Annotated in this window: 20 protein-coding genes; 14 read left to right on the top strand and 6 right to left on the bottom strand. The window is 65.5% G+C overall.

What is annotated here, in order from left to right; translation table 11 throughout:
- Positions 1-126 precede the first annotated feature (126 nt).
- Complete coding sequence (locus ABG82_RS03855; protein ID WP_052511135.1) at positions 127-729, top strand: MspA family porin; 603 nt, start codon at positions 127-129, stop codon at positions 727-729.
- Positions 726-1091, top strand: a complete 366-nt coding sequence (locus tag ABG82_RS03850; RefSeq protein WP_043080212.1) for a hypothetical protein — start codon at positions 726-728, stop codon at positions 1089-1091. The genes ABG82_RS03855 and ABG82_RS03850 overlap by 4 nt, the downstream gene beginning before the upstream one ends.
- Here the strand turns inward: ABG82_RS03850 and ABG82_RS03845 are convergent.
- The gene (locus ABG82_RS03845; RefSeq protein WP_043080225.1) at positions 1088-1477 is read right to left on the bottom strand and encodes a VOC family protein; all 390 of its coding nucleotides are present in this window, start codon (positions 1475-1477) and stop codon (positions 1088-1090) included. The genes ABG82_RS03850 and ABG82_RS03845 overlap by 4 nt on opposite strands.
- Positions 1478-1838: 361 nt before the next feature.
- Between ABG82_RS03845 and ABG82_RS03840 the strand changes: the two genes are divergently transcribed.
- Complete coding sequence (locus ABG82_RS03840) at positions 1839-2489, top strand: MspA family porin (protein ID WP_043080213.1); 651 nt, start codon at positions 1839-1841, stop codon at positions 2487-2489.
- An 11-nt stretch (positions 2490-2500) separates the two neighbouring features.
- The gene (locus tag ABG82_RS03835; RefSeq protein ID WP_131676351.1) at positions 2501-3322 is read left to right on the top strand and encodes a hypothetical protein; all 822 of its coding nucleotides are present in this window, start codon (positions 2501-2503) and stop codon (positions 3320-3322) included.
- A gap of 46 nt (positions 3323-3368) precedes the next feature.
- On the opposite strand, the gene ABG82_RS03830 is transcribed toward ABG82_RS03835, so the two are convergent.
- Entirely contained in the window at positions 3369-4169 is an 801-nt protein-coding gene (locus tag ABG82_RS03830) for an HAD-IIA family hydrolase (protein ID WP_043080214.1), read from the bottom strand.
- A 116-nt stretch (positions 4170-4285) separates the two neighbouring features.
- Here ABG82_RS03830 and moeA point away from each other — a divergent pair, with 116 nt between their 5' ends.
- The 10 genes from moeA (at position 4286) to mnhG (ending at position 15525) form a co-directional block, all read left to right on the top strand.
- Positions 4286-5479 (top strand): molybdopterin molybdotransferase MoeA, encoded by a 1194-nt coding sequence (moeA, locus tag ABG82_RS03825; protein WP_043080227.1) that lies wholly within the window; start codon positions 4286-4288, stop codon positions 5477-5479.
- A 69-nt stretch (positions 5480-5548) separates the two neighbouring features.
- Entirely contained in the window at positions 5549-6262 is a 714-nt protein-coding gene (locus ABG82_RS03820; protein WP_043080215.1) for a phosphatidylserine decarboxylase, read from the top strand.
- On the top strand, positions 6259-7146 hold the full coding sequence (gene pssA / locus ABG82_RS03815; RefSeq protein ID WP_043080216.1) for a CDP-diacylglycerol--serine O-phosphatidyltransferase: 888 nt from the start codon (positions 6259-6261) through the stop codon (positions 7144-7146). The genes ABG82_RS03820 and pssA overlap by 4 nt, the downstream gene beginning before the upstream one ends.
- A 6-nt stretch (positions 7147-7152) precedes the next feature.
- Complete coding sequence (locus ABG82_RS03810) at positions 7153-9342, top strand: AAA family ATPase (RefSeq protein WP_043080217.1); 2190 nt, start codon at positions 7153-7155, stop codon at positions 9340-9342.
- Positions 9343-9428: 86 nt separating this feature from the next.
- Entirely contained in the window at positions 9429-12278 is a 2850-nt protein-coding gene (locus tag ABG82_RS03805; protein WP_043080228.1) for a Na+/H+ antiporter subunit A, read from the top strand.
- A complete protein-coding gene (locus tag ABG82_RS03800; protein ID WP_043080218.1) occupies positions 12275-12739 on the top strand; it encodes a Na(+)/H(+) antiporter subunit C in 465 nt (154 codons plus the stop codon). Before ABG82_RS03805 ends, ABG82_RS03800 begins: the two co-directional genes overlap by 4 nt.
- 5 nt (positions 12740-12744) lie before the next feature.
- Entirely contained in the window at positions 12745-14337 is a 1593-nt protein-coding gene (locus tag ABG82_RS03795) for a Na+/H+ antiporter subunit D (RefSeq protein ID WP_043080229.1), read from the top strand.
- Positions 14334-14912 (top strand): Na+/H+ antiporter subunit E, encoded by a 579-nt coding sequence (locus ABG82_RS03790; RefSeq protein WP_043080219.1) that lies wholly within the window; start codon positions 14334-14336, stop codon positions 14910-14912. Before ABG82_RS03795 ends, ABG82_RS03790 begins: the two co-directional genes overlap by 4 nt.
- A complete protein-coding gene (locus tag ABG82_RS03785) occupies positions 14909-15202 on the top strand; it encodes a monovalent cation/H+ antiporter complex subunit F (RefSeq protein WP_043080220.1) in 294 nt (97 codons plus the stop codon). The genes ABG82_RS03790 and ABG82_RS03785 overlap by 4 nt, the downstream gene beginning before the upstream one ends.
- A complete protein-coding gene (mnhG, locus tag ABG82_RS03780) occupies positions 15199-15525 on the top strand; it encodes a monovalent cation/H(+) antiporter subunit G (protein ID WP_043080221.1) in 327 nt (108 codons plus the stop codon). Before ABG82_RS03785 ends, mnhG begins: the two co-directional genes overlap by 4 nt.
- Here the strand turns inward: mnhG and ABG82_RS03775 are convergent.
- The 4 genes from ABG82_RS03775 to dmpG form a co-directional block, all read right to left on the bottom strand.
- Positions 15522-17423, bottom strand: a complete 1902-nt coding sequence (locus tag ABG82_RS03775) for a MinD/ParA family ATP-binding protein (protein WP_043080222.1) — start codon at positions 17421-17423, stop codon at positions 15522-15524. The genes mnhG and ABG82_RS03775 overlap by 4 nt on opposite strands.
- A gap of 6 nt (positions 17424-17429) precedes the next feature.
- Entirely contained in the window at positions 17430-17579 is a 150-nt protein-coding gene (locus ABG82_RS28540) for a hypothetical protein (protein WP_052511134.1), read from the bottom strand.
- A gap of 23 nt (positions 17580-17602) precedes the next feature.
- Positions 17603-20710, bottom strand: coding sequence for a MinD/ParA family ATP-binding protein (locus ABG82_RS28415; RefSeq protein ID WP_054417027.1), 3108 nt, complete (start codon positions 20708-20710; stop codon positions 17603-17605).
- Positions 20711-21104: 394 nt separating this feature from the next.
- On the bottom strand, positions 21105-22181 hold the full coding sequence (dmpG, locus tag ABG82_RS03760) for a 4-hydroxy-2-oxovalerate aldolase (protein WP_078343925.1): 1077 nt from the start codon (positions 22179-22181) through the stop codon (positions 21105-21107).
- Position 22182: the final 1 nt, after the last annotated feature.

Genomic DNA, 22182 nt, shown 5'->3' with positions numbered 1-22182 from the left:
CCGGTGTTCGACGCCAGCGATCTCACAGCCCAGGTCAATATGCTCGCTGCCGGATAACTGAGCGTGGCCACCCATTCCAGCTAAGGCGGGTTCGTGCACAAATTTACTTCTGTTGCAGCCCTTGCTATTTCCCTCCTTTTTCTCAGCGCCGGGGTGGCCGCCGCGGATCCGCTACCGGTGGCCGATGTGACGCAGTCCGCGGTTACCGACGACGGCTGGCACCTGAGCGCATCGCTGACGCGAATGGCAATCAACTCGGTGCCGAACATGGCCGCCACGGCATTCACCCGGGAAGGTTTCGTCACCGGGAAGGCCGCGGCCAGCATCGACGGCAACGGGGCCATCCCCGTCAACACGGGCAGCCTGGTCATGGGGCTGCAGCTGGGTTGTCAGATCGATCTCAGCGAGGGCGGCAGCGTGGATGTTGGGGCCGATGCCGGCATCAATCCCGGCTTCTCCGGCAGCAGCAACCTACTCGGCATGATCGGCCCGTACGCCGAGGTGAACGGGAGCATCTCGGTCAATCTCCTCCCGGGAACGATCAAGAACATCGTGCTGGGCAAGAAGACACTCAAGGGACGCACCGGTGAGATCGTGGTCCACGACGCTCACGTCAAGGTGGACGCCTGTGGCGGCCCCGTCTCAATCCGGTTCTTCACGACGGCCATGATCGACACGGACAAATCCGATGACAGCGTGAACGTGTACGGGGACATCCTGAACCTATGAGCGCCCCACGTACACCTCGCCCGATTGCGAAGTTGATCGCGGTCGCCATACTGAGTGCGCTTCTGGTCGCCGCGCCCGCTTCCCTGGCGCAGGCCGACAACTGCAGCCCGGGCGACTTCGGCGCGGCACAGGGATGCGCTCCCCCCGCCGCGGCCGGGGGCGACAAGGCCGAAAGCTGGCCGCCGACAGATGTGGATTGGCCGCCCAGTGCGGATTCGGATGCAGACGGCGGGGCGTCCAGTCAGCATGACGCCGCGGCCGTGCCGATCGTCATGCCTGAAAGCGCGGGGCCCGCCAAGCATCCGCCGTTATCCGAAAAGTCAACTGTCACAACGGCACCGATCGTCACCCCTGGATCCTAGGCGGGCGTCGCTCCATGAAACACCGCCTCGAGGTTGTTACCATCGGGGTCACGCACAAAGGCTCCGTAGTACCCGGGGTGATATTCAGGCCACAACCGCGGCGCGTGTAACACCTCGGCCCCTTCGCCCGTCGCCGTCGCGAAGAACTCATCAACCTTCGCGGAGCTCACAGCCGAAAAGGCCAGATGGACTTCACGATTGGCTCCCATAGCGGCTCGCACACCGTCACCCCCACCAATCCAAAACTGGGCGTGGCCGTCCGTGCCATATCCGATGGCGACGCCGAAATCCATCTGTCGCGTGAATCCCAGAACGCCGAGCACCTTGTCGTAGAACGCTGCCGCCACAGCCAGATCCGCACAATTGATACCGAAGTGATCGATCATGCCGGCAATTGTCACCTACCGGTACGACAGGTTTGAGCAAGGCGATCAAACCCACGTCTCAAGATTTGCCAGTATGCTGCTGCGCCGCAATCGAGATCATCGGACCCTTCCTGCAAGGAAACATCGCCAAGATCCATATCAACAGATGCGAATATCGCAATAGCATTAGCTTTATCATCATGTCAACTCCCAGAAATCAACTAATTCCTCGACTTGACATGGCATGCGACAGCGGCAATAGTCTGGTCACGCTTGTTATCCGAATTACCCACAGGGTAATAATCGCGATCTGCCGCAGGCGCTCCAGTTAACGTTAAGCAAAGGAAAATCGAATGAAGAACGTGCCTATGCTTCGCCGAGGATGCTTGCTGTGAGGCGCGCACCAGCGACAGTCACGGCCGCTCTGGCCTCGGCCGCTGTCGCCGCTGCCCCTCTTGCGTGCGCAGATCCCCAAGTCATGCCGGACAAGGAGCAGCAGGTCGTCACCGCAACCGGATGGATCGTCAACGTATTGACGACCAACGAGATCATCGACCACATCGACAACCTCGCGGGTGCGTCCAATTCATGGCAGGCACGCGTCACCTTGACGTCCGAAGCCCGGATCACCGGGCAGGGCAACTCCCCCATCCAAGACGCGCAGCTGGAAACCGGCTACTTCGTGGGCTGCCGCACCGACTCCTCACCCGGTGTCGAGCTAGGCGGCGGCATCGGAGGCACTGCCGGAGGCGTAGGAGGCGGCGGCTGGGGTTCCGCCTTTGGCTACGGAGACTTGCAGGGCAGCCTCGGCGGCAGCATCCGGGTTCTGCTCAAACCCGGTGGACTCACACAGATTCCTTTGGACCGCATCAACTTTCGAGAGAAGTCGGCAATTTCTGAGGTCACCAACGTGAACATAGAGGCCGACGGGTGCGGAGGACAGGTGAAGATCCAGTCCTACGCCACGGTCAAGATCCGGACCGATCGCGGCAACAACACCCAGGTCATCTACGGCGAACCCAAGGACCTATGACCATGGCCGAGATGACATCCCGCAGAAAACTCACCATCACCGTCGGCACCGCAATGCTGGCCATGGTCCTGGCGACAACGCCCGCCCAGGCCGATCCGCTGGCCCCCGGGCCACTGCCCAATCCTTGGCCGGTCAGCGGCTCACAGTTTCCGGACCCGACGACGCAGAGCAGCGGCCAACCGCTGCCCGCGGTGCCTCAACAACAGCCTGGCGGCGCCATGCCAGCGGACACCCCACGCGTCAACCCCATTGGTGGAGCAAGAATTTCCGCGTCAGTCCCACAAGGACTCGGTGATGGGCTGGGCCCCAAACTAGTAGCGGCAGAACAGCGCAACAGCGTCACACTGCCGAACTTCGCGCGCAACGGAATCTTTGTTCCGACGCGCGGTGGCGGCACCGCGATACTGCACCTACCTGCCGAGATTGCCTTGCAACCGGCGACGTGGCGCGAGGACGGCAGCGCGTTCTATCCGGGCAAGGACAACGATTTCGCCGTCAAGCCGGTGGACGGCGGTGTCGACATCACCGCGTACCGCACCAATTTGATCGGGCCCAGCTCATACGCGTTGGGGGTGCGGCTACCTGACAACGCCCGGCTGGAGGACCGTGGCGATGTCATCGAAGTGAAGGCGCCGTCCGCGCAGGGCCCCGACGAGACCGTCGGCGTGTTCACCAAGTCGGTCGCGATCGACACCAAGGGCATCAAACCCTCGGTGACCACCTACATCGCGCCCGGTTCGCAACATCAGACGAACATCGTCACCGACCTCGGGCCCGCCGACCCGTTCGCGCTTCCGGTCGAGATCACCATGCACTACCGACCCACCATGTGAGCGAGATTGCCTGCGGCCCAACGTCGTGCCGCAGGCAACCTCACGCTCACGGCAGGGCGGACAGCAGGTCCGGTAGGTCGGCGATCGAGTCGATGACATACGCGGGCTGCATGGCGTATTGATCAGCGGCCCACCTGTCGAGGATGTCCTGGCGGAACTTTCCGGTACGCACCAGCACCCCCGTCATGCCGACAACCTGGGCGGCCAGCACATCGACATGCAGGTCGTCCCCGACCATCACCACCTGGTCCGGCTCGCACCCCATGCGCTCGGCCGCGAGCTGGAATCCCGCGGGTGCAGGTTTACCGACGGCCACCGCCTTGCGCCCCGAAACTTGCTCCATCCCAGCCAGATACACGCCGGTGTCGACCCGCAATCCTTCACGCGTGCTCCACACCGCATTACGGTGCATCGCGACAATCGGAACTCCCTGCGCCATCAGTTCGTACACGCGGCTCAGCGCGACATGATCGAACTGCGGGCCGGCCCCGCCCAGGATGATCACATCGGGGTCTTCGGAAAGGGATTCGACGAAGTCGACGCCCGGCATGTCGGCGGTGATGTCACCGTCATTCAGCAGATAGCACCGCGCGCCCGGGTGTTGGGCAATCACATGATCGGCCGTCAACATGGCCGCGGTGATCACCTCATCAGCGGGAACCGCCAGCCCGGCCGCGGAGAGCAGTTCCGCGATCTGCACGCGCGTCCGTGACGTGGTGTTAGTCAAGAAACATCGACGAACATCGTCACTCTCCAGTGCGCGCAGCGCCTGGGTGGCGCCGGCGATCGGCTCCCACGAGGTCACCAGGACCCCGTCGATATCGAAGAGCACTCCGCCGACGGTCATGGCGCCATTTTCCCGCGATGGGGTGGACACCGCACGTCGAGGGCCTACCGGGTACCCCGAACTCGGCTAAAACCCCTGCGTGCGGCATGCGCTCGGCCCCGGGCAATAATGATCCGATGCGTTCCGTCGCCGAGCACCAGCAAGTCGTCGCGGAGTTGATCCGGGCGCCCGCACCGGTACGGATACCGGTCGGCGCGGCCGAGCGACTGGTACTGGCGGCAGACGTCATCGCACCGCTGAATCTGCCGGTGTTCGACAACTCGGCAATGGACGGCTACGCGGTTCGATACCAGGACGTGGCCGGGGCGAGCCCCGCCGACCCGGTAGTCCTGCCGGTTACCGAGGACATTCCCGCCGGGCGCACCGATGAATTGATCCTCGAACCGGGAACCGCCCATCGGATCATGACGGGCGCACCGATTCCCGCCGCCGCCAGCGCTGTGGTGCCTGTCGAGGCTACCGACGGCGGTACCGAGACAGTGACCATCACCCAGGCCGCCACTGCCGGACAACATGTCCGAAGTGCGGGAGAAGATGTGCGGGCCGGCGACACCGTGTTGACCGCCGGCACCCGCCTCAATGCGCCCGCGCTGGGTCTTGCCGCCGCGCTGGGCCTGGAAGAGCTGACCGTGCGTCCCCGCCTGCGAGTAGTGATCGCCTCAACCGGCAGCGAGCTGGTGCCGAGCGGCACCCCGTTGCGGCCAGGACAGATCTACGAGTCGAACGCGGTCATGCTCGCCGCTGCGGTTCAGGAGGCCGGAGCCGATGCGGTGGTGGCACCGACGGTCGCCGATGACGTCGGTCAATTTCTTTCCGTACTTGAAGAATTCGGTGCGCAGGCCGACCTCGTGATCACCACCGGCGGCGTCAGCGCGGGCGCCTACGAGGTGGTCAAAGACGCGCTCAGCGACGCCGGCGTCACATTCGTATCGGTGGCCATGCAACCCGGCAAGCCGCAGGGAGCCGGGCACGTCAACGGTGTCCCGGTGCTCACCCTGCCCGGCAACCCCGTCAGCGCGCTGGTGTCATTCGAGGTGTTCGTACGCGAACCGCTGCGTGCCGCGATGGGTTTGGCCCCCGCACGGGCGCGCCACGAGGCGATCCTCACCGACGCCATCTCGGCTCCTTCCGGCAAACGGCAGTTCCGGCGGGGCTGCTGGGATGCCGACGCGGGAACGGTGACAGCGGTCGGGCCTCCCGCATCACATCACCTGCGCTGGCTGGCGGTATCGAACTGCCTGCTAGATATCCCTGAAGACGTCACAGAGCTGGCCGCGGGCACTCGGGTCGACGTGTGGAACCTGACCTGACCGCAGCGCACGATTGGTTTTGCCATCAGTGTGTACCCGCCTGACTGACCACATCACTAGGATGGTCCGGTGGCAAGACGCCCCCGCCCCGTAGGTTCAGAGCCGGATTCCGGCATTCCGCATATCGTTGAGCTCATCCGCTCGACGATCCCACCGGTGCATCCGGCAGGTCTTCCGTTCATCGCCGGCGGGCTGGGACTCGCGGCACTTGGGTTCAAGAACCGCTGGATTCGCGGTACCGGGCTGGCGCTGGCCGGCGCGTGCGCCGGATTCTTCCGGCATCCCCCGCGCGTTCCCCCCAACCGCTCCGATGTGGTGGTGGCCGCCGCCGACGGACAGATCTGCCTCGTGGACCGGGCGGTGCCACCGCCGGAACTCGGACTGCCCGCCGAACCGCTCCCACGCATCAGCATCTTCCTGTCGGTGTTCGACGTCCATGTGCAGCGAGTTCCGGTGGCCGGTGAGGCAATCGCCGTCATCCATCGCAGCGGACAGTTCCTGTCCGCCGACCGTGCCGAGGCGAGCGTGGCCAACGAGCGCAACAGCGTGCAGATCCGCACCCGCGCCGGCCACGAGGTGATCGTGGTGCAAATCGCTGGGCTCATCGCGCGCCGCATCATCTGCCATGCCAAGGTGAGCGACCAGCTGTCCATCGGCGACACCTACGGGCTGATCCGGTTCGGTTCGCGCGTGGACACCTATCTGCCCGAGGGTTCGAAAATTCTTGTCCAGCAGGGACAGCGGGCCGTTGGTGCCGAGACTGTGCTGGCCGAGCTGCCATGATCAGTAGCCCAGTACCGAAGCGCCCGGTTCATATCCGCATTCTGCCGAGTGTCATGACGGTGCTGGCGATCTGCGGTGGCCTGTCGTCGATCAAATTCGCGTTCGACGGCAAGCCGTACATCTCGCTCACATTGATCGCCGCGGCGGCGATCCTGGACGGCCTGGACGGCAGGATCGCCCGGCTGCTGGACGCCACGTCTCGGATGGGCGCGGAAATCGACTCCCTGGCCGACGCGGTGAACTTCGGCGTCGCCCCCGCGGTGGTGCTGTACATCTCCATGCTCTCGGATACGCCGACGGCATGGGTCTTTTCCCTTCTCTACGCGGTCTGCATCGTGCTGCGGCTGGCCCGCTTCAACACCCTGCTCGACGACGACACCGCACCCGCGTTCACCAAGGAGTACTTCGTCGGAGTGCCCTCCCCCGCTGGAGCCCTGATGGTGCTGGCGCCGCTGGCCGCATACCTGCAGTTCGGCGACGGCTGGTGGTCATCGGTATGGACGATCTGCGGATGGATGGTGTTTGTGTCCATGCTCATCGTCAGCCAAATACCCACCGCCGCCATGAAATCCGTCTCGGTACCGCCCCGCATGGTGGTGCTGTTGCTAGCGCTGGTCACGGTGGCCGCGGCTCTGCTGCTGCAGTACCCATACGTGCTGTTGCTGGTGCTGATCGTCGTCTACCTGGCACATATCCCGTTCGCCTGGCGCGGCCAGCGCTGGGTGGCGGCCCGGCCGGAATCCTGGGATGCCAAACCAAAGGAACGCCGCGACCTGCGTCGTGATCAGCGCCGTGACCAGCGCCGCGCCTTCCGGCAGGCCGCACTTCCCAAGCGCCGCACTGCCGAACGCCTAGGTCTGCGTCGTCCCGGTAGGCCGCGCTAGAGCCCCATGAGCTCCCTTACTCTCACCGCGCGGTTGAACACGTCGGCTGTCGACTCACGGCGCGGTGTGGTCCGGCTACATCCGGAGGCGATCGCTGCCCTCGGAATCCGGGAGTGGGATGCGATCTCGCTGACCGGCTCGCGGACGACGGCCGCGGTGGTCGGCGTTGCCCCGCGCTCGATTCCGGCCGGAACCGCTCTGCTCGACGACGTCACGCTGTCGAATGCGGGGTTGCGTGAGGATGCTTCGGTCATCATCGCGGCGGTCACCGTGTACGGCGCGCGATCTGTCACCGTGAGCGGATCCTCGCTTGCCACCCAGTCGGTTTCGTCGGCGACGCTCCGCCTGGCGCTCTTGGGCAAGGTGATGACCGTTGGCGACACCGTCTCGCTGCTGCCGCGCGACCTCGGACCCGGCACATCAACATCGGAGGCGACATCGGCGTTGGCCCGTTCGGTGGGCATCACCTGGACTTCCGAGCTGCTCACGGTCACCGCGGTCGATCCCGGTGGTCCGGTGAGCGTGCAACCCAATTCGCTGGTCAGTTGGCAAGGTTCGGCCCCATCGACTTCCGGCGCACCGCCGGCCCCGGCATCTCCCGCGCAGGTCACCACCGCGGTCGGCCCATCTCCGGTACCGCCCACGGCCATATCCGTAGAGGACCTCAAGGGCTCGCAGACACAGGCCGCACGTCTGACGGAATGGCTCAAACTGGCGCTCGACGAGCCCGAACTACTGAAAACATTGGGGGCACAACCCAATTTGGGCGTGCTGATATCGGGGCCTGCCGGCGTCGGGAAGGCGACACTGGCGCGTGCCGTCTGTGCGTCGCGCACGCTCATCGAACTCGACGGGCCGGAGGCGGGTGCCACGACCGCGGACGGGCGACTCGCCGCCATCCGTGCCGCGGTGGGCAGGGTGAGGCAGTCCGGAGGCGTTCTGCTGATATCCGATGTAGACGCATTGCTGCCCGCGGCCGCGGAGCCGGTCGCAACACTCATACTCGCCGAATTGCGTGCCGCGGTGGCTACTTCCGGCGTTGCGTTCATCGCAACCACCGCACATCCCGACGCACTCGACGCAAGGTTGCGCGGCCCCGAACTGTGCGATCGCGAGCTCGGCCTGAGCCTGCCGGACGCCGCCACCCGTAAATCGCTGCTCGAAGTTCTCTTGACGAAAGTCCCCTCGCAGGATCTGCAACTCGATGAGATCGCCTCACGCACACCCGGTTTCGTGGTGGCCGATCTTGCCGCACTGGTACGCGAGGCCGCGTTGCGCGCCGCCGCGCGGGCCAGCGAGAAGGCCAGCGCCCCGGCGCTCGACCAGCAGGATCTGATCGGCGCGCTGTCGGTGATCCGTCCACTGTCCCGATCCACCACCGAGGAGGTGGCCGTCGGGTCGATCACCCTCGACGATGTCGGCGATATGGTCGCGACCAAACAGGCTCTGACAGAAGCGGTTCTGTGGCCGTTGCAGCATCCGGACACCTTCCAGCGTCTGGGCGTCGATCCGCCCCGGGGCGTCCTGCTCTACGGGCCCCCCGGCTGCGGCAAGACCTTTGTGGTGCGCGCGCTGGCGAGCTCTGGGCGGCTGTCGGTGCACGCAGTCAAGGGTGCCGAACTGATGGATAAATGGGTCGGGTCCTCCGAGCAGGCGGTCCGCGACCTGTTTCGGCGGGCACGCGACTCCGCACCGTCCCTGGTGTTCCTCGACGAGGTGGACGCGCTGGCGCCGCGGCGCGGACAGAGCTTTGACTCCGGGGTTACCGACCGGGTGGTCGCCGCCCTGCTCACCGAGCTGGATGGGGTGGAGCCGCTGCGCGATGTGGTGGTGCTCGGCGCCACCAACCGGCCAGAACTCATCGACCCCGCGCTGCTTCGTCCCGGGCGGATGGAACGTCTGGTGTTCGTCGAACCCCCGGATGCCCAGGCCCGCAAAGACATCCTCACGACGGCGGCGCGCTCGGTTCCGCTGGACGCCGATGTGGATCTGGACGCACTCGCCGCCGAACTCGACGGTTTCTCGGCCGCGGACTGCACGGCGCTGTTACGTGAGGCCGCGATGGCGGCGATGCGCCGGTCCATCGATGCCGCCGACGTCACCGCCGCCGATGTCGAAACCGCGCGGACAGTGGTACGCCCGTCGCTGGATCCCCTGCAGGTGGCATCGCTGCGCGCGTTTGCCGACAACCGCTGAAAAGGGTTGCGTCGCGCCGAACGTGGAGCGCCCCGTAAACTAGACATCACGACACCCCGCCCAACAACCGATAGACGGGAGTGCCTTTGCTTGCAATTCTACTGGCCCATGCCGTGGCAGCCGCGGTGGCGCCGCTACTTGTGGCGCGCATCGGCCGACTGGCTTTCTATCCTCTTGCACTGGTTCCGCTAGGTTCGCTGAGCTGGGTATTGGCAAGTTGGCCGGGCGACGGTCCGGGCATTCGCATCGACATTCCGTGGGTTCCCGAGCTAGCGATGGACATCGCACTGCGCTTCGATTCGCTGGCAGCGATCATGAGCGTGCTCGTACTGGGTATCGGCGCGCTGGTGCTGTTCTATTGCGCGAGCTACTTCCGGCACCGCGACGGGCATACCGAACCACGGCTGCCAAGTTTTGCTGCCGAGTTGGTGGCGTTCTCCGGCGCCATGTTCGGCCTGGTGATCAGCGACAACCTGCTGCTGCTCTACATCTTCTGGGAGCTGACAACGGTGCTGTCCTTCCTGCTGGTGGGGCACTACGCCGAACGGCTGGCCAGTCGGCGCGCCGCGGTACAGGCACTGCTGGTCACCACCGCCGGTGGTCTGGCCATGCTCGTCGGGATCATCGTGCTCGGCCACGTAGGTGGCAGCTTCCTGCTCTCCGACCTCATCGCAAACCCGCCCACGGGTATGGCCGCCAATGTCGGCCTGGTACTGGTGTTGATCGGCGCCTTGAGCAAGTCCGCCATTGTGCCCCTGCACTTTTGGCTGCCCGGTGCCATGGCAGCCCCCACCCCGGTCAGCGCCTACCTTCACGCCGCGGCCATGGTGAAGGCCGGTATCTACCTGTTGGCGCGCATGTCTCCGGGATTCGCCGAGGCTACGCCGTGGCGGCCGGTGGTGCTGGTCCTGGGTATCGCGACGATGATCCTGGCGGGCTGGCGCGCGCTACGTGAATACGACCTCAAACTGATCCTGGCGTTCGGCACGGTCAGCCAGCTCGGATTTCTGGTGGTGCTCACCGGAACCGGCGACCCCGACATTCTGCTGGCAGGGCTTGTCATGCTCTGTGCGCACGCCCTGTTCAAGGCCGCACTGTTCATGGTGGTCGGAATCATCGACCACACCGTCGGGACCCGAGATATCCGCAAGCTGGCCTGGCTCGGCAATCGCCAACCGACGCTACTGGTGATCGCCGGTATAGCGGCGGCGAGTATGGCGGGTGTGCCGCTGACCCTCGGCTTCGTGGGCAAGGAACTGGCCTTCGCCACCGTGCTGCATAGCCAGGTACTCGGTTCGGCGGCGCCCTGGGTGCTCACCGGAATTGTCATCGGTTCGATGTTCACCATCACCTACAGCATGCGGTTCATGTGGGGCGCCTTCGCACGCAAGGGTTTACCCGAACCCAGCGCACGCGTACAGGGCATACACGCCCCGGACACCGCCTTCCTCGTGGCGCCCGCACTGCTGTCGGTGGCAAGTGTGGCGGCCGGTGTCCTGCCCGACTGGCTCAACTGGGCACTGGGTAGCTACGCCAATCCCGTCGACGCCCATATCGCCATCTGGGAAGGCTTCGGAGTTCCCCTCCTGCTCACCGCTATCGCCTTCGCCGTAGGCATTCTGGCGTTCTTCTCGCGCGGACGTCTGCGCCGGGCACGCCTGGCCGTCAACCCCTTGGGCAATGCCGACCGCGGATACGACGCGGTGTTGCGCGGCGCCGATGTGCTATCGCAGCGGCTGACGGCGCTGACCCAACGAGGCTCAATCCCATTCACTCAGGCCACCATTCTGGTGACCCTGGTATCACTGCCGACGATCGTCCTCGCGCTCGGCGAGCGCGACCGGGCGGATTTGCGTCTCTGGGATTCTCCGCTGCAGGGTGTCGTCGGCCTGCTGATACTCGCCGCGGCAGTCGGCACCATCGTCATGCGCAACCGGTTGGCAGCGGTGTTGTTGGTCGGTATCACCGGCTACGGCACCGGAACCATCTTCGCGTTGCACGGCGCACCGGATCTCGCGCTGACCCAATTCCTGGTCGAAACCCTCACGCTGGTGATATTCGTCTTGGTACTGCGCGCGCTGCCCGCCGAATCGGATATACGGCAAGCCAACCGGTTTCGCTTACCTCGCGCCGTCCTTGCCATCGCGGTCGGCTGCACCGTCACCGCACTCGGGGTGTACGCGATGGCCGCGCGGCGCGACCGGCCGATCGCCGACCTGCTACCGCAAGCGGCGTATCAGCGTGGCCATGGCGCCAATACTGTCAACGTCCTGTTGGTCGACGTTCGAGCTTGGGACACCCTGGGCGAGATCTCGGTGCTGCTGGTCGCCGCGACAGGTGTCGCCTCGTTGATGTTCCGGCACCGGCGATTTGGCAGAGCTCCCCGAGTCGGAGATGCGGCAGGCCAACCCGATGTGGTGGTCGCATCCGGAATCTGGCTGCGCGGCAGCGAGCTACGTGATCCCAAGCACCGATCGCTGGTGCTCGAAGTCGCGACGCGGCTCATCTTCCCACTCGTGATGGTGCTGTCCTTCTACTTCTTCTTCGCCGGTCACAATGTTCCCGGTGGAGGTTTCGCCGGGGGGCTGACCGCCGGCTTGGCGCTGGTACTCCGCTATCTCGCGGGCGGGCGCTACGAGCTGGGTGAGACACTGCCCTTCGACGCGGGCAAGATCCTGGGCCTGGGCCTGGCGTTCTCGGGCGGTACGGCTTTGGCCTCGATGCTGTTCGGCGCACCCGTATTGTCCTCGGCAACAATCCAATTCGACATGCTCGGATTTGGGCATGTCAAAATAGTGACAGCAATCTTCTTTGATCTCGGCGTGTATCTTGTCGTCGTCGGGCTGGTGCTCGACGTGCTACGCAGCCTGGGGGCGCGCCTCGACGTCGAGCTCGAGGAGTCTCCGCGGGTGCGTGGAGGGGTGGGTGCACCGTGACCAATCTCGGACTACTGATCATCATCGGCGCGCTTACCGCGTGCGGCGTCTACCTCATGCTGGAACGCAATCTGACCCGCATGGTGCTGGGTCTGCTTCTTGTCGGCAATGCGGTGAACCTGCTGATCCTGACGCTGGGCGGGCCCTCCGGTAATCCGCCGATCATCGGCAGGCAGTCGGCTGGCCGTACCTCGGTGGCAGATCCCCTGGCGCAGGGGATGATCCTCACCGCAATCGTCATCACCATGGGTGTCGCCGCATTCACTCTGGCCCTGATCTATCGCATGTTCACGCTGGAGGCCGACGATGTCGTGGACGACGACGCCGAGGACGCGCGCGTGGCCCAGGAGCCCCCCGAGCCGGTCACCGACGGCAACGACGAACACCGAGAAGCGTCTGCACCGCTCGACGAAGACTCGCCCGCCGAGCTCGACGCGCTACCTGCTGGTGAGAAGTCATGAACGTCATGTCTGTGCTGACTCCGCTGCCGGTTCTCATCCCGCTGACCGCGGCCGCGCTGACCCTCATCGCAGGCAGACGGCCCCGGCTGCAGCTACTGATCACCGTCACGGCATTGACCACGGTGCTGGGGGTTTGCGCCGCACTGCTGTATCTGACGGATCGTGACGGGACCTTTGCCCTGGCTGTCGGTGGCTGGGGACCAACCGCGGAGAAGTTAGGGCCTCTTGGGATAACCCTTGTGGTGGATCGTCTTTCGGCGTTGATGCTGGTGGTTTCGGCCATCGTGCTGTTGGCGGTGGTGCTCTATGCGGCGGCTCAGGGTATCCGTGACGGTGACGAACGTCAGCCGGTGTCGATCTTCATGCCCACCTACCTGGCGTTGTCGGCCGGTGTGTGCAACGCGTTCCTGGCCGGTGACCTTTTCAACCTCTACGTCGGATTCGAGGTGCTGTTGGTCGCGAGCTTCGTCCTGCTGACCATCGGTGCCAGCGCCGACCGGGTGCGGGCGGGCATCTCGTATGTGATGGTCTCCATGATGTCCTCGGTGGTCTTCCTGCTGGGCATCGCCTTCGTCTACGCGGCGACCGGGACCCTCAACATGGCCGAGATCGCAGTCCGCGCAGACGGTATTCCATCGGGTACCCGGATGGCGATCTTCGCGGTGCTGCTGGTGGGCTTTGCCATCAAGGCGGCGGTATTCCCGCTGTCGACATGGCTCCCCGACTCCTACCCCACCGCGCCTGCCCCCGTCACCGCGGTCTTCGCGGGCTTGCTCACCAAAGTGGGCGTGTACGCGATCATTCGCGCGCATTCTCTGCTGTTCCCCGGTGGCGGCCTGAACACGGTGCTGCTGGTGGCCGCGTTACTCACCATGATCGTCGGCATCTTGGGCGCGATCGCGCAGAGTGATATCAAGCGACTGCTCTCCTTCACCCTGGTCAGCCATATCGGGTACATGATCTTCGGCATCGCGCTGTCCAACGAGCTCGGCATGTCCGGTGCCATCTACTACGTGGCGCATCACATCATCGTGCAAACGACGCTGTTCCTTGTGGTGGGCCTCATCGAGCGCCAAGCCGGGGCATCATCCCTGAATCGCCTGGGTGGGCTCGCCGCGGCGAGCCCGGTTCTGGCCTTCGTATTCGTGGTACCCGCACTGAATCTGGCTGGTATACCGCCGTTCTCGGGTTTCATCGGCAAAGTCGCGTTGTTGGAGGCCGGATCGCTGCAGGGCTCGGTGCTGGCCTGGGTCCTGGTGGCCGGCGGCACGATCACCAGTCTGCTCACCCTTTACGCGGTGGCGCGTGTCTGGACCAAGGCGTTCTGGCGTCCGCGCGCCGACGCACCGGAAGGTGATTTGGCCGCGGCGGCACCGACCGCGTTGCTTGACGATGCCGAGGATGTCGCGTTCGTGGACCGCGCGGATGTGGGCAGGATGCCGGCGGGCATGCTGGCACCGACGCTGGGCCTGATCGCCGTCGGGGTCGCCCTGACCGTCTTCGCCGGGCCCATCATCGGAATCAGCGAGCGCGCCGCGGCCGAGGTCCGTGATCGCACGGTGTATATCAGCGCGGTCCTCGGGGGTGGGCCCCGATGAAGCGCTTAGCGAGGTATGGGCCACGCGAAATCGCGCTGCGGGCTTGGACATTGGTGTGGCTCATGCTGGTGTGGACCATGCTCTGGGGCAACTTCTCAGTGGCCAACACCATCAACGGGCTGTTGGTGGCGTTGGTCATCACGGTCTTGCTGCCCATGCCACGGCTGCCGGTCGAAGGCCGCGTTCACGTGGCGTCCATGATCCGGCTGGCATTCACGGTCGGCTGGTACATGGTGCTGTCCAGCCTGCAGGTCGCCTGGTGGGCGATCAGACCTGGGCCTCCGCCGTTGAGTGCCGTACTGCGGGCACAGCTTTCGGTGAAATCGGACCTAGTGATGGCGCTGCTGATGAACACCTTGACCATCATTCCGGGATCGGTGGTCCTGGAGATCGACCAGGAGCGCCGACTGGCCTACGTGCATGTGCTGGATGTTGGCTCACCCAAGGCTGTGGCGAGCTTCTACGCCCAATTACGGCAATTGGAGCGACTTTTCATCTCGGCGTTCGAGCGCGATATCGATTGGCATCCCGACCGTGGCTCGTTCGACGAGTCCGAGACGAGGGAGGAAGTATGAGCGTCGTATGGCACATCGCCGCGGTGCTGCTCATTGCCGCGGCCAGCATCACGACATACCGGTTGCTCGCCGGACCCAATACGCTGGACCGGCTGGTCGCCGTCGACACCCTGGTGGCGGTCACCATGTGCGGACTCGCCGCGTGGGCTGCCTACAGCCTGGATTCCACCGTGCTTTACGGAATGGTCGCGCTGTCCCTGATCAGCTTCCTGGGCTCGGTGAGCGTGACGCGTTTCCGCGTGCCCGACACCGCAATAGATCCCCACGACAGCCGCGGCAGGCAGCGATGAACGCCTTCCTCGACGGAATCTCCGGTGCGCTGGTGCTATTGGGTTCGCTGCTGGCCCTAACCGCGGCGCTGGGCGTGGTGCGATTCCCGGACACCCTGGCACGCATGCATGCCGCGTCCAAGCCGCAGGTGTTGGGACTGCTGCTGGTTCTGGCGGGTGCGGCATTGCGACTTCGGGGGTACACCGATGTCAGCATGATCGTGCTCACCGGGCTGTTCACGCTCATCACTGCTCCGGTGGTGGCTCACCGGGTTGCGCGCCTCGCCTATCGCGAGCGCAGCGTCCGTGATGACCTCATGACGACCGACGAGCTCGAACGCTAACCCCAACTCGTCTGCCGAGTGTTTCCACCCTCGTAGAATCCGTCCGCCACCGAGGCGGCGAGTTCCATGAACGCCATCCGGGTCTTCCTGCCCATCAAGTCCAGGGAGATCTCCGACCCCTCCGACAAATGGTTGTCGAACGGGATGATGTGCACAGCCCTCGCACGAGTCAGGAAGTGCCGGCTGAGCTGTTCGAGGTCGATCGAGGACGCCCCCGGCCGCGAAGAGCTGATGGCCACCACCGACTGGCGCACCAGGTGCGAATAACCATGGTGGTCAAGCCAGTCCAGGGTCGCCAGCGCGCTACGCGCGCCATCGATGGCCGGTGACGTCACCAGGACGATCGCATTGGCCTCGCCCAGCACACCAGCCATCGCCGAGTGCATGAGTCCGGTACCGCAGTCGGTCAGGATGATGTTGTAGAACCGCTGCAGGATGCGCATCACCGCGAGGTAGTCAGCCTCGGAGAACAGCTCCGAGGCCGCCGGATCGCGTTCCGACGCCAGCACCTCCAAGCGGCTGGCACTCTGCGAGGTGTGCCGGCGCACATCGGAGTATCGGTGAATATCTGGGTCGCGCAACAAATCTCGTGCGGTGGATCGAGTCTCGTCGGGGCCGCGTTGAGCCAGCGTTCCGAAGTCTGGGTTGGCATCGACAGCGATCACACGATCACCGCGCAACGACGCGAAGGTGGCGCCCAGCGAGAACGTGGTGGTGGTCTTACCCACACCGCCCTTGAGGGACAGCACCGCGATGCGGTAGTCACCGCGGACGGGCAGGTTGATCCGGTCGATCAACTCGGTGCGATGCGATTCCTCAGACGATTCGCCGGGGTTGATCGCTCCGCCGGAGAGCCGGTGCACGGCCTTACGCCACCCGCTTCTCGGCAGTGGCTTGACCGACCTGATGAGACCCAGCTGGTCATGGCTCGGCCCCTGCGGACGCGCCGGCTGCTGAGGCTGCGGCGCCGGCCGGTACACGGGGGCTTCCGGCCGGGCGGCGGTGAACGGAGTCTGGCCCGGAACGAAGGGAGCCCGCGGCGGAGCCGCCGGAGTGCTCCAGTCGGCGCGGGGAAACGCCTGCGGCGGTACGGCCGCAGCCGGCGGCTGGGGCGGTGGAGCCCATGTTGGTGCGGGTGGCGTTGGCGCGGGCGGCATTTGAGGCGCCTGGCCGCCCCACGGTGTCAGACCCTCCGGAATCATGGAGGAGGCATCGTCGGCCCGGATCTGTGGTGCGGGCGCTGGTGCCACCGGTACAGGTGGCGGCACCTCGACCGGCGGCTGCTCCCGGGGCGCCTCGTCCCGCTCTTCGCGTACCGGAGGTGCTTCGACAGGGGGCGCTGGTGCGGGCGGCTCCGGAGCCGGGGGCTCGGGTACCACCGCGGATGCGGGCCAAGCGGGCAGCGGACTCGCCTGCGGCGGGGGCCCGATAGGTGCGACGGGTTCCACCGGTGCAACGGGCGCCGGGGCCTGGTCGGGCGGCGGGCCGTAGTAATTCTGCGGTGGCGCGTAATAGTTCTGCGGCGGCGGCTGGTAATTCGGCGGCGGTTGCTGAACCGGTGCACCGTACCCCTGTGGCGGTGCCGGTGGTGCGGGATTCTGTTGCTGCGGCATGCCGTACGCGCTCAGCGGATCCGGTTCCCAGATCGGGTTCATCGGGCGCTGATGGTTGCGCTGTCGCCGCGACAGCTTGGGGGTCTTCGGCAGCGGGGGCGGCGGTTTGAGCGTCGGCTGCGGGAAGTAGTCAGCGCTAGGCGGTACGAATTCCTGGTTGGAGTTCTTGGAACGGCGGAATGGACTGCCCTTGGTATCTCCGCCACCCAATCCATCGGCGATGGGCTCGCGCCACGGGCCGCTGGGCGGTGGCGAATCTGGTGCGTTGTCTTGGGAATCAGCCATGCCGAATCACTTCACCATCATTGCGGGCAAGTTCCCGGGCCGCTTCCGCCCGCACTGATCGACGGCATCGCGGCCCGTTGCCGGACCGCCAATCGGAATACCGAGCGAGAACACACCGGCGTCAACGAGCCGCTGGGTGTCTCTAGCGTCAATCATCTTGCTGTCCCGCCTCTTTTGTATTATCGCTGCTCGTCGCCGCGCATGCGAAGTCGTGGGAAACTCTCGGAAATCGCGCCGGCCAACTTCAGGTACGCCACATTCGTATCAGCGTTGAGTAGGTTGAAGTCGACATCGGCACCCTCGGCGAGATGCGGATCGAACGGGATCATGTGTATCGACCGGCAACGCGCCTGGAAGTGTTCGTAGACCTTGTCGAGCTTGATCCCCGCGGATCCCGGGCGCGACGCACTCAAGACCACATGGGCTTCCCGCACCAGCGCCGAGTGTCCATGCTGCATAAGCCAATCGAGAGTCGCTGAGGCGCTGCGCGCGGAGTCCATCGCGGGCGAGCTCACCAAGACGATGGTGTGGGCGAGATCGAGCACCCCCGCCATCGCCGAGTGCATGATCCCGGTGCCGCAGTCGGTCAAGATGATGTTGTAGTACCGCTGCAGGATGTCGATGGTGTTGCGATAATCGATCTCTCCGAACGCCTCAGATACCGCTGGATCCTGCTCGCTTGCAAGCACTTCCAAGCGGCTGGTGGCCATACGGGTGTGATTGCGCACGTCCGCGTAACTTCTGATGTTCCGATCGTTGAGCAGGTCCCGAACGGTGGACTGTGTCGAATGATCGCGCACGCGTTCGGCCAGGGTTCCACGGTCGGGGTTGGCGTCGACGGCGATGATCCGGTCGGTGCGGATTGTCGCGAACGCCGAGCCCAATCCCAAAGTGGTGGTTGTCTTTCCGACACCACCCTTAATGGACAGCACCGCAATGCGGTAGTCGCCCAGGATCGGCTGACGGATGCTTGCCAGCAGCTGGTCCCGATCGCGATCTTTCCGCGAGTCTCCTGGATTGACGCGGCCACCGGTAGATCTGTGCACGGCCTTGCGCCAGCCGGAACGCGGCGCATAGCGGCCCCGGTTGATGACCTCGGCTTCGTCGAGTGAGGGCGGCATCCGGTACGCCTGCGGCGCACGATAATTGGCGGGAGGAACAGCGCCTTGGGGTGGTGGCACGTATCCGGCGGGCGGCTCTTGCTGCACAGGGTGCTGGGGCTCCTGCGGCACCCATTGCCATTGACCCTGGACACTTGTGGGCTGAGGAGGCGGCTGCGACGGGAACTGTTGCCCGCCATACGGTTGCGGCCCCTGAGGTACGCCCTGCTGCCACTCGGGGTGAGGCGGCGGCGGACCCCAGCCCGGCGAAACCTGCGCGGCGGGCTCCTGGGCGGGCAGTCCTTGCGTGTCGGGTTGCTGGGGCGCGACGGGCGGCACGTAATACGCGGGCTGCGCCGGCGGCTCTACCGGAGCGGCAGCCTGCCACGGCGACGGCTCGGGCGCCTGCGGTTCGGGCGCCGCCGCCGATTCTGCGGGCTCCGGCGGGGCGGCCGCGGGCGCCTCGGAAGCCTCCGCCACCGGCTCCGATGCCACGTCGGCGGCCTCATCCTGGGGCTCCGGATCGGCCGTCGGCACCGCGTCTAGAGGTTCAGACTCCGCTGCCACGTGATCCGCGGCGTCATCAACAGCGGCGTCCACGTGCGCGACATCCTCGTCGTAAGCGGGATCGGCGGGTACCTCGTCGTACACCGCCGGAGCGGAAATCACGATGTCCTCGTCGACCAGTGGGGCGAAGCCCTCGAGCTCAGGGTCGCCGCCTGCGGCTGCTCCGGATTCGGGCGTGGCGCCGGCTTCATCGGCCGATTCGGCCGGGTAGGGCTCAGGTGAACGTACCGGCTCGGGCACCGAGGCCCACGGTGCCACCATCGGCACGAACGGAGCCGGTTCCGGTTCGGCGGCCTGCGCCTCGGCGGCGTCATGCGCGGCCAATTCCTGGTCCAGCTCGGCGCGCTTGGCCTCGATGCGCTGCAGCAGTGCGGCCGCTCTGGCATCGGCGTCGTCAACCTCAACCGAGGGCTCGGCCGCCGGAGTCTCCTCGGCATCCTCGGCGACCGGATGTTCGTCGGCAGGGACCTCGGGAACAAGCTGCCCGCTGAGATCGGGGCTCTCCTCAGGCTCAGGGTGAGCCGATTCGGCGTCCTGTCCGGCAGGAGCCGGCTCGGGGTCGTCCGGAGTCGGGCCTGACGTGGCCACGACGGGCTCGGGCGCCTCGGGTGCGGTAACAGCCTCCTGCGCGGCTACGGGAGCGTCGCCTGCTGACTCTGGCGGCGTGAAACCGCTCGTGGGCACTGAAACCGGCACTGAAACCGGCTCCGCCGGCGGCTCAGTGGCGGCTTGCTCCGCCTCGAACGCCTCCGCGGCAGGCTCGGGGGCGATATCAACGGCTTCCGGCGGTGTGAAGCTGAGAGGACCCGCGGTCGCGGCGACCGGTTCAGGCCTGGGCATCGCATGGCGTCGGTGACGCTCGAGCTCATCGTCGGTGATGCTCTCGTCCAGGCTCATCTGGCGCAGTTGCGCCTCGAGCAAGCTGAATCGCGAGAACGGATCCGCGTCCGACGATTCGCCAAACACCTGTTCCACACCGATGACGGGTTGCTCGAAGCCGGGCACGAGCGGGCTCACCCGCTCGGCCGGCGGAGCAGTCTCGACGGGAGGCTCCGGCTCGACGGGGGCGGGCGGGGCGGCAGCAGCGGTCTCGGGGGCCACGGACTCCGCCTCGGGGATTGCCGGGGACTCAACGGGCGGAGGTGATGAGAGTTGCTCGACCTGCGGTATTGGCTGCGATTCCGGTACAACCTCGGGAAGTGGGCTCCTGACGATTCGCGGGGCCTGCGCGTCAGGCTCCGGAACCGGATCCGGCTCACGATCGTGCGCCGCTTCCGGCCCCCGGGCTGCCAGAGGTTCGTCGGACGGCTCGGGCGCACGTGGTGGCGTGTAGTACTTGGACACGTGGGGCAGCGCCTGGTCGCTGTCGGCGTCTTCCTCAGCAGGTGTGGCGGTAGGACTCCCTGGCACAGGAGAGGTCACCGTTTCAGTGATGGGCTCCTGTATGCCAGTCTTGGATGTCGCGGGGCGCTCAGTCTCGTGGGTTAACGAATCCTCGTTGGTCTCGTCCTCGTCGGGGTTGCGCTTTTTACGCCTCAACGAGCGAAGAAAGCCTCGTTGTTCGTCTTCTTCGGGCAGCCACGGGGGACGGGGCGGTGCACCACGATCCTGCTTGGGCAACGTCCCCCTCCCCTTCCTCAATCGCTAAATCACCGTAGAGTTCGATGGTACTCAGTAGCTAGCGCACGGGTATCAAGACTGGTTACCCAACCGAATAAACCCCCACACTCAACCAGCAGCTTAAGGGAGATGGCGATGTCCCCGCAGCGTTCGGTGCGATCCCGTAGCGAGTCGATCCGCAGAGTCGGGTACGTCCACCACTCTTCGCCTCGACCAGCGCGGACTGGCTAAGCCACACAGGGGCTTAGCGGCGTACGCACCGCCCGCGCAGGCCATCGCCCGGCCGCGGCTCGGAACGCTGGGGTCAATGCTACGCCGGACGCCACCGCGCCCAGATCCCCCGTCGGCGTCCGGCCCGGGCGCGGCCGGCTAAATCATCGATCTGTGGATGCGGTTACGCCTTCGCGGCGTTCTCCCGCTGGATCTCCAGCGCAATGTCGATGAGCTGATCTTCCTGACCCCCGATGAGCTTGCGTTCACCGGCGCGGTGCAGCAGCTGATGTGCGGGTACTCCGTACCGCTCCCCTTGCCGGATGGCGTGCTTGAGGAAACTGGAGTACACCCCGCTGTACCCCATGATCAGCGCGTTGCGATCCAGCAGACACTCCGTCGGCATCGCGGGGGCGACGACCTCTTCGGCGGCATCGGCGATATCGAAGAAATCGATTCCCGTCTTCACACCGATCTTGTCGAAGACCCCGATCAGCGCCTCGACCGGAGCATTCCCGGCACCCGCACCAAAACGCCTTGTACTGCCGTCGATCTGCTTGGCGCCGGCGCGCACAGCCTCGATGGAGTTGGCCACACCCAGACCCAGGTTCTCGTGCCCATGAAAACCGACCTGCGCATCGCTACCGAGCTCGGCTACCACCGCGGCGACGCGATCCGCCACGCCGTCCAGCACCAAGGCGCCCGCCGAGTCCACCACATATACGCACTGACATCCCGCGTCCGCCATGATGCGCGCCTGCTTGGCCAGCTTCTCCGGCGCAATGGTGTGCGACATCATCAGGAAGCCAACGGTTTCCAACCCACGCTCGCGTGCCAGCCCGAAATGCTGAATCGAGACGTCGGCCTCGGTGCAGTGGGTGGCAATGCGGCAGATCGATCCTCCGTTGCCCTGCGCCTCGATGATGTCTTCCTTGGTGCCCACACCCGGCAGCATCAGGAAGGCGATCTTGGCGTTGGTCGCGGTCTGGGCGGCGAGCTTGATCAGCTCCTGCTCAGGGGTTTTCGAGAATCCGTAGTTGAAGGATGAACCGCCCAGCCCGTCACCGTGAGTCACTTCGATGACGGGAACACCGGCGCCGTCCAATGCGGCGACGATGGCCCGTACCTCGTCGGCGGTGAACTGATGCCGCTTGTGGTGCGAGCCGTCACGCAGCGACGTATCGGTGATCCGCACGTCCCACGCGGCGTCGAAGAAGATCCCGTCGGTGCCCAAGAGCTGAGTGCTGGTGTCCGAACCCATT

Origin of the sequence: Mycobacteroides immunogenum, assembly GCF_001605725.1 — a bacterium.
Taxonomy (GTDB): domain Bacteria; phylum Actinomycetota; class Actinomycetes; order Mycobacteriales; family Mycobacteriaceae; genus Mycobacterium; species Mycobacterium immunogenum.
Note: the sequence above shows the minus strand (reverse complement) of the source record. Positions and strands in the feature narration are given on the sequence as shown.

Bases quoted from the DNA above. Each gene is read 5' to 3' on its own strand.
- ABG82_RS03850 (WP_043080212.1), top strand. From the start codon at position 726: ATGAGCGCCCCACGTACACCTCGCCCGATTGCGAAGTTGATCGCGGTC.
- ABG82_RS03845 (WP_043080225.1), bottom strand. From the start codon at position 1,477: ATGATCGATCACTTCGGTATCAATTGTGCGGATCTGGCTGTGGCGGCA.
- ABG82_RS03840 (WP_043080213.1), top strand. From the start codon at position 1,839: ATGCTTGCTGTGAGGCGCGCACCAGCGACAGTCACGGCCGCTCTGGCC.
- ABG82_RS03835 (WP_131676351.1), top strand. From the start codon at position 2,501: ATGACATCCCGCAGAAAACTCACCATCACCGTCGGCACCGCAATGCTG.
- ABG82_RS03830 (WP_043080214.1), bottom strand. From the start codon at position 4,169: ATGACCGTCGGCGGAGTGCTCTTCGATATCGACGGGGTCCTGGTGACC.
- moeA (WP_043080227.1), top strand. From the start codon at position 4,286: ATGCGTTCCGTCGCCGAGCACCAGCAAGTCGTCGCGGAGTTGATCCGG.
- pssA (WP_043080216.1), top strand. From the start codon at position 6,259: ATGATCAGTAGCCCAGTACCGAAGCGCCCGGTTCATATCCGCATTCTG.
- ABG82_RS03810 (WP_043080217.1), top strand. From the start codon at position 7,153: ATGAGCTCCCTTACTCTCACCGCGCGGTTGAACACGTCGGCTGTCGAC.
- ABG82_RS03795 (WP_043080229.1), top strand. From the start codon at position 12,745: ATGTCTGTGCTGACTCCGCTGCCGGTTCTCATCCCGCTGACCGCGGCC.
- ABG82_RS03790 (WP_043080219.1), top strand. From the start codon at position 14,334: ATGAAGCGCTTAGCGAGGTATGGGCCACGCGAAATCGCGCTGCGGGCT.
- ABG82_RS03785 (WP_043080220.1), top strand. From the start codon at position 14,909: ATGAGCGTCGTATGGCACATCGCCGCGGTGCTGCTCATTGCCGCGGCC.
- mnhG (WP_043080221.1), top strand. From the start codon at position 15,199: ATGAACGCCTTCCTCGACGGAATCTCCGGTGCGCTGGTGCTATTGGGT.
- ABG82_RS03775 (WP_043080222.1), bottom strand. From the start codon at position 17,423: ATGGCTGATTCCCAAGACAACGCACCAGATTCGCCACCGCCCAGCGGC.
- ABG82_RS28540 (WP_052511134.1), bottom strand. From the start codon at position 17,579: ATGATTGACGCTAGAGACACCCAGCGGCTCGTTGACGCCGGTGTGTTC.
- dmpG (WP_078343925.1), bottom strand. From the start codon at position 22,181: ATGGGTTCGGACACCAGCACTCAGCTCTTGGGCACCGACGGGATCTTC.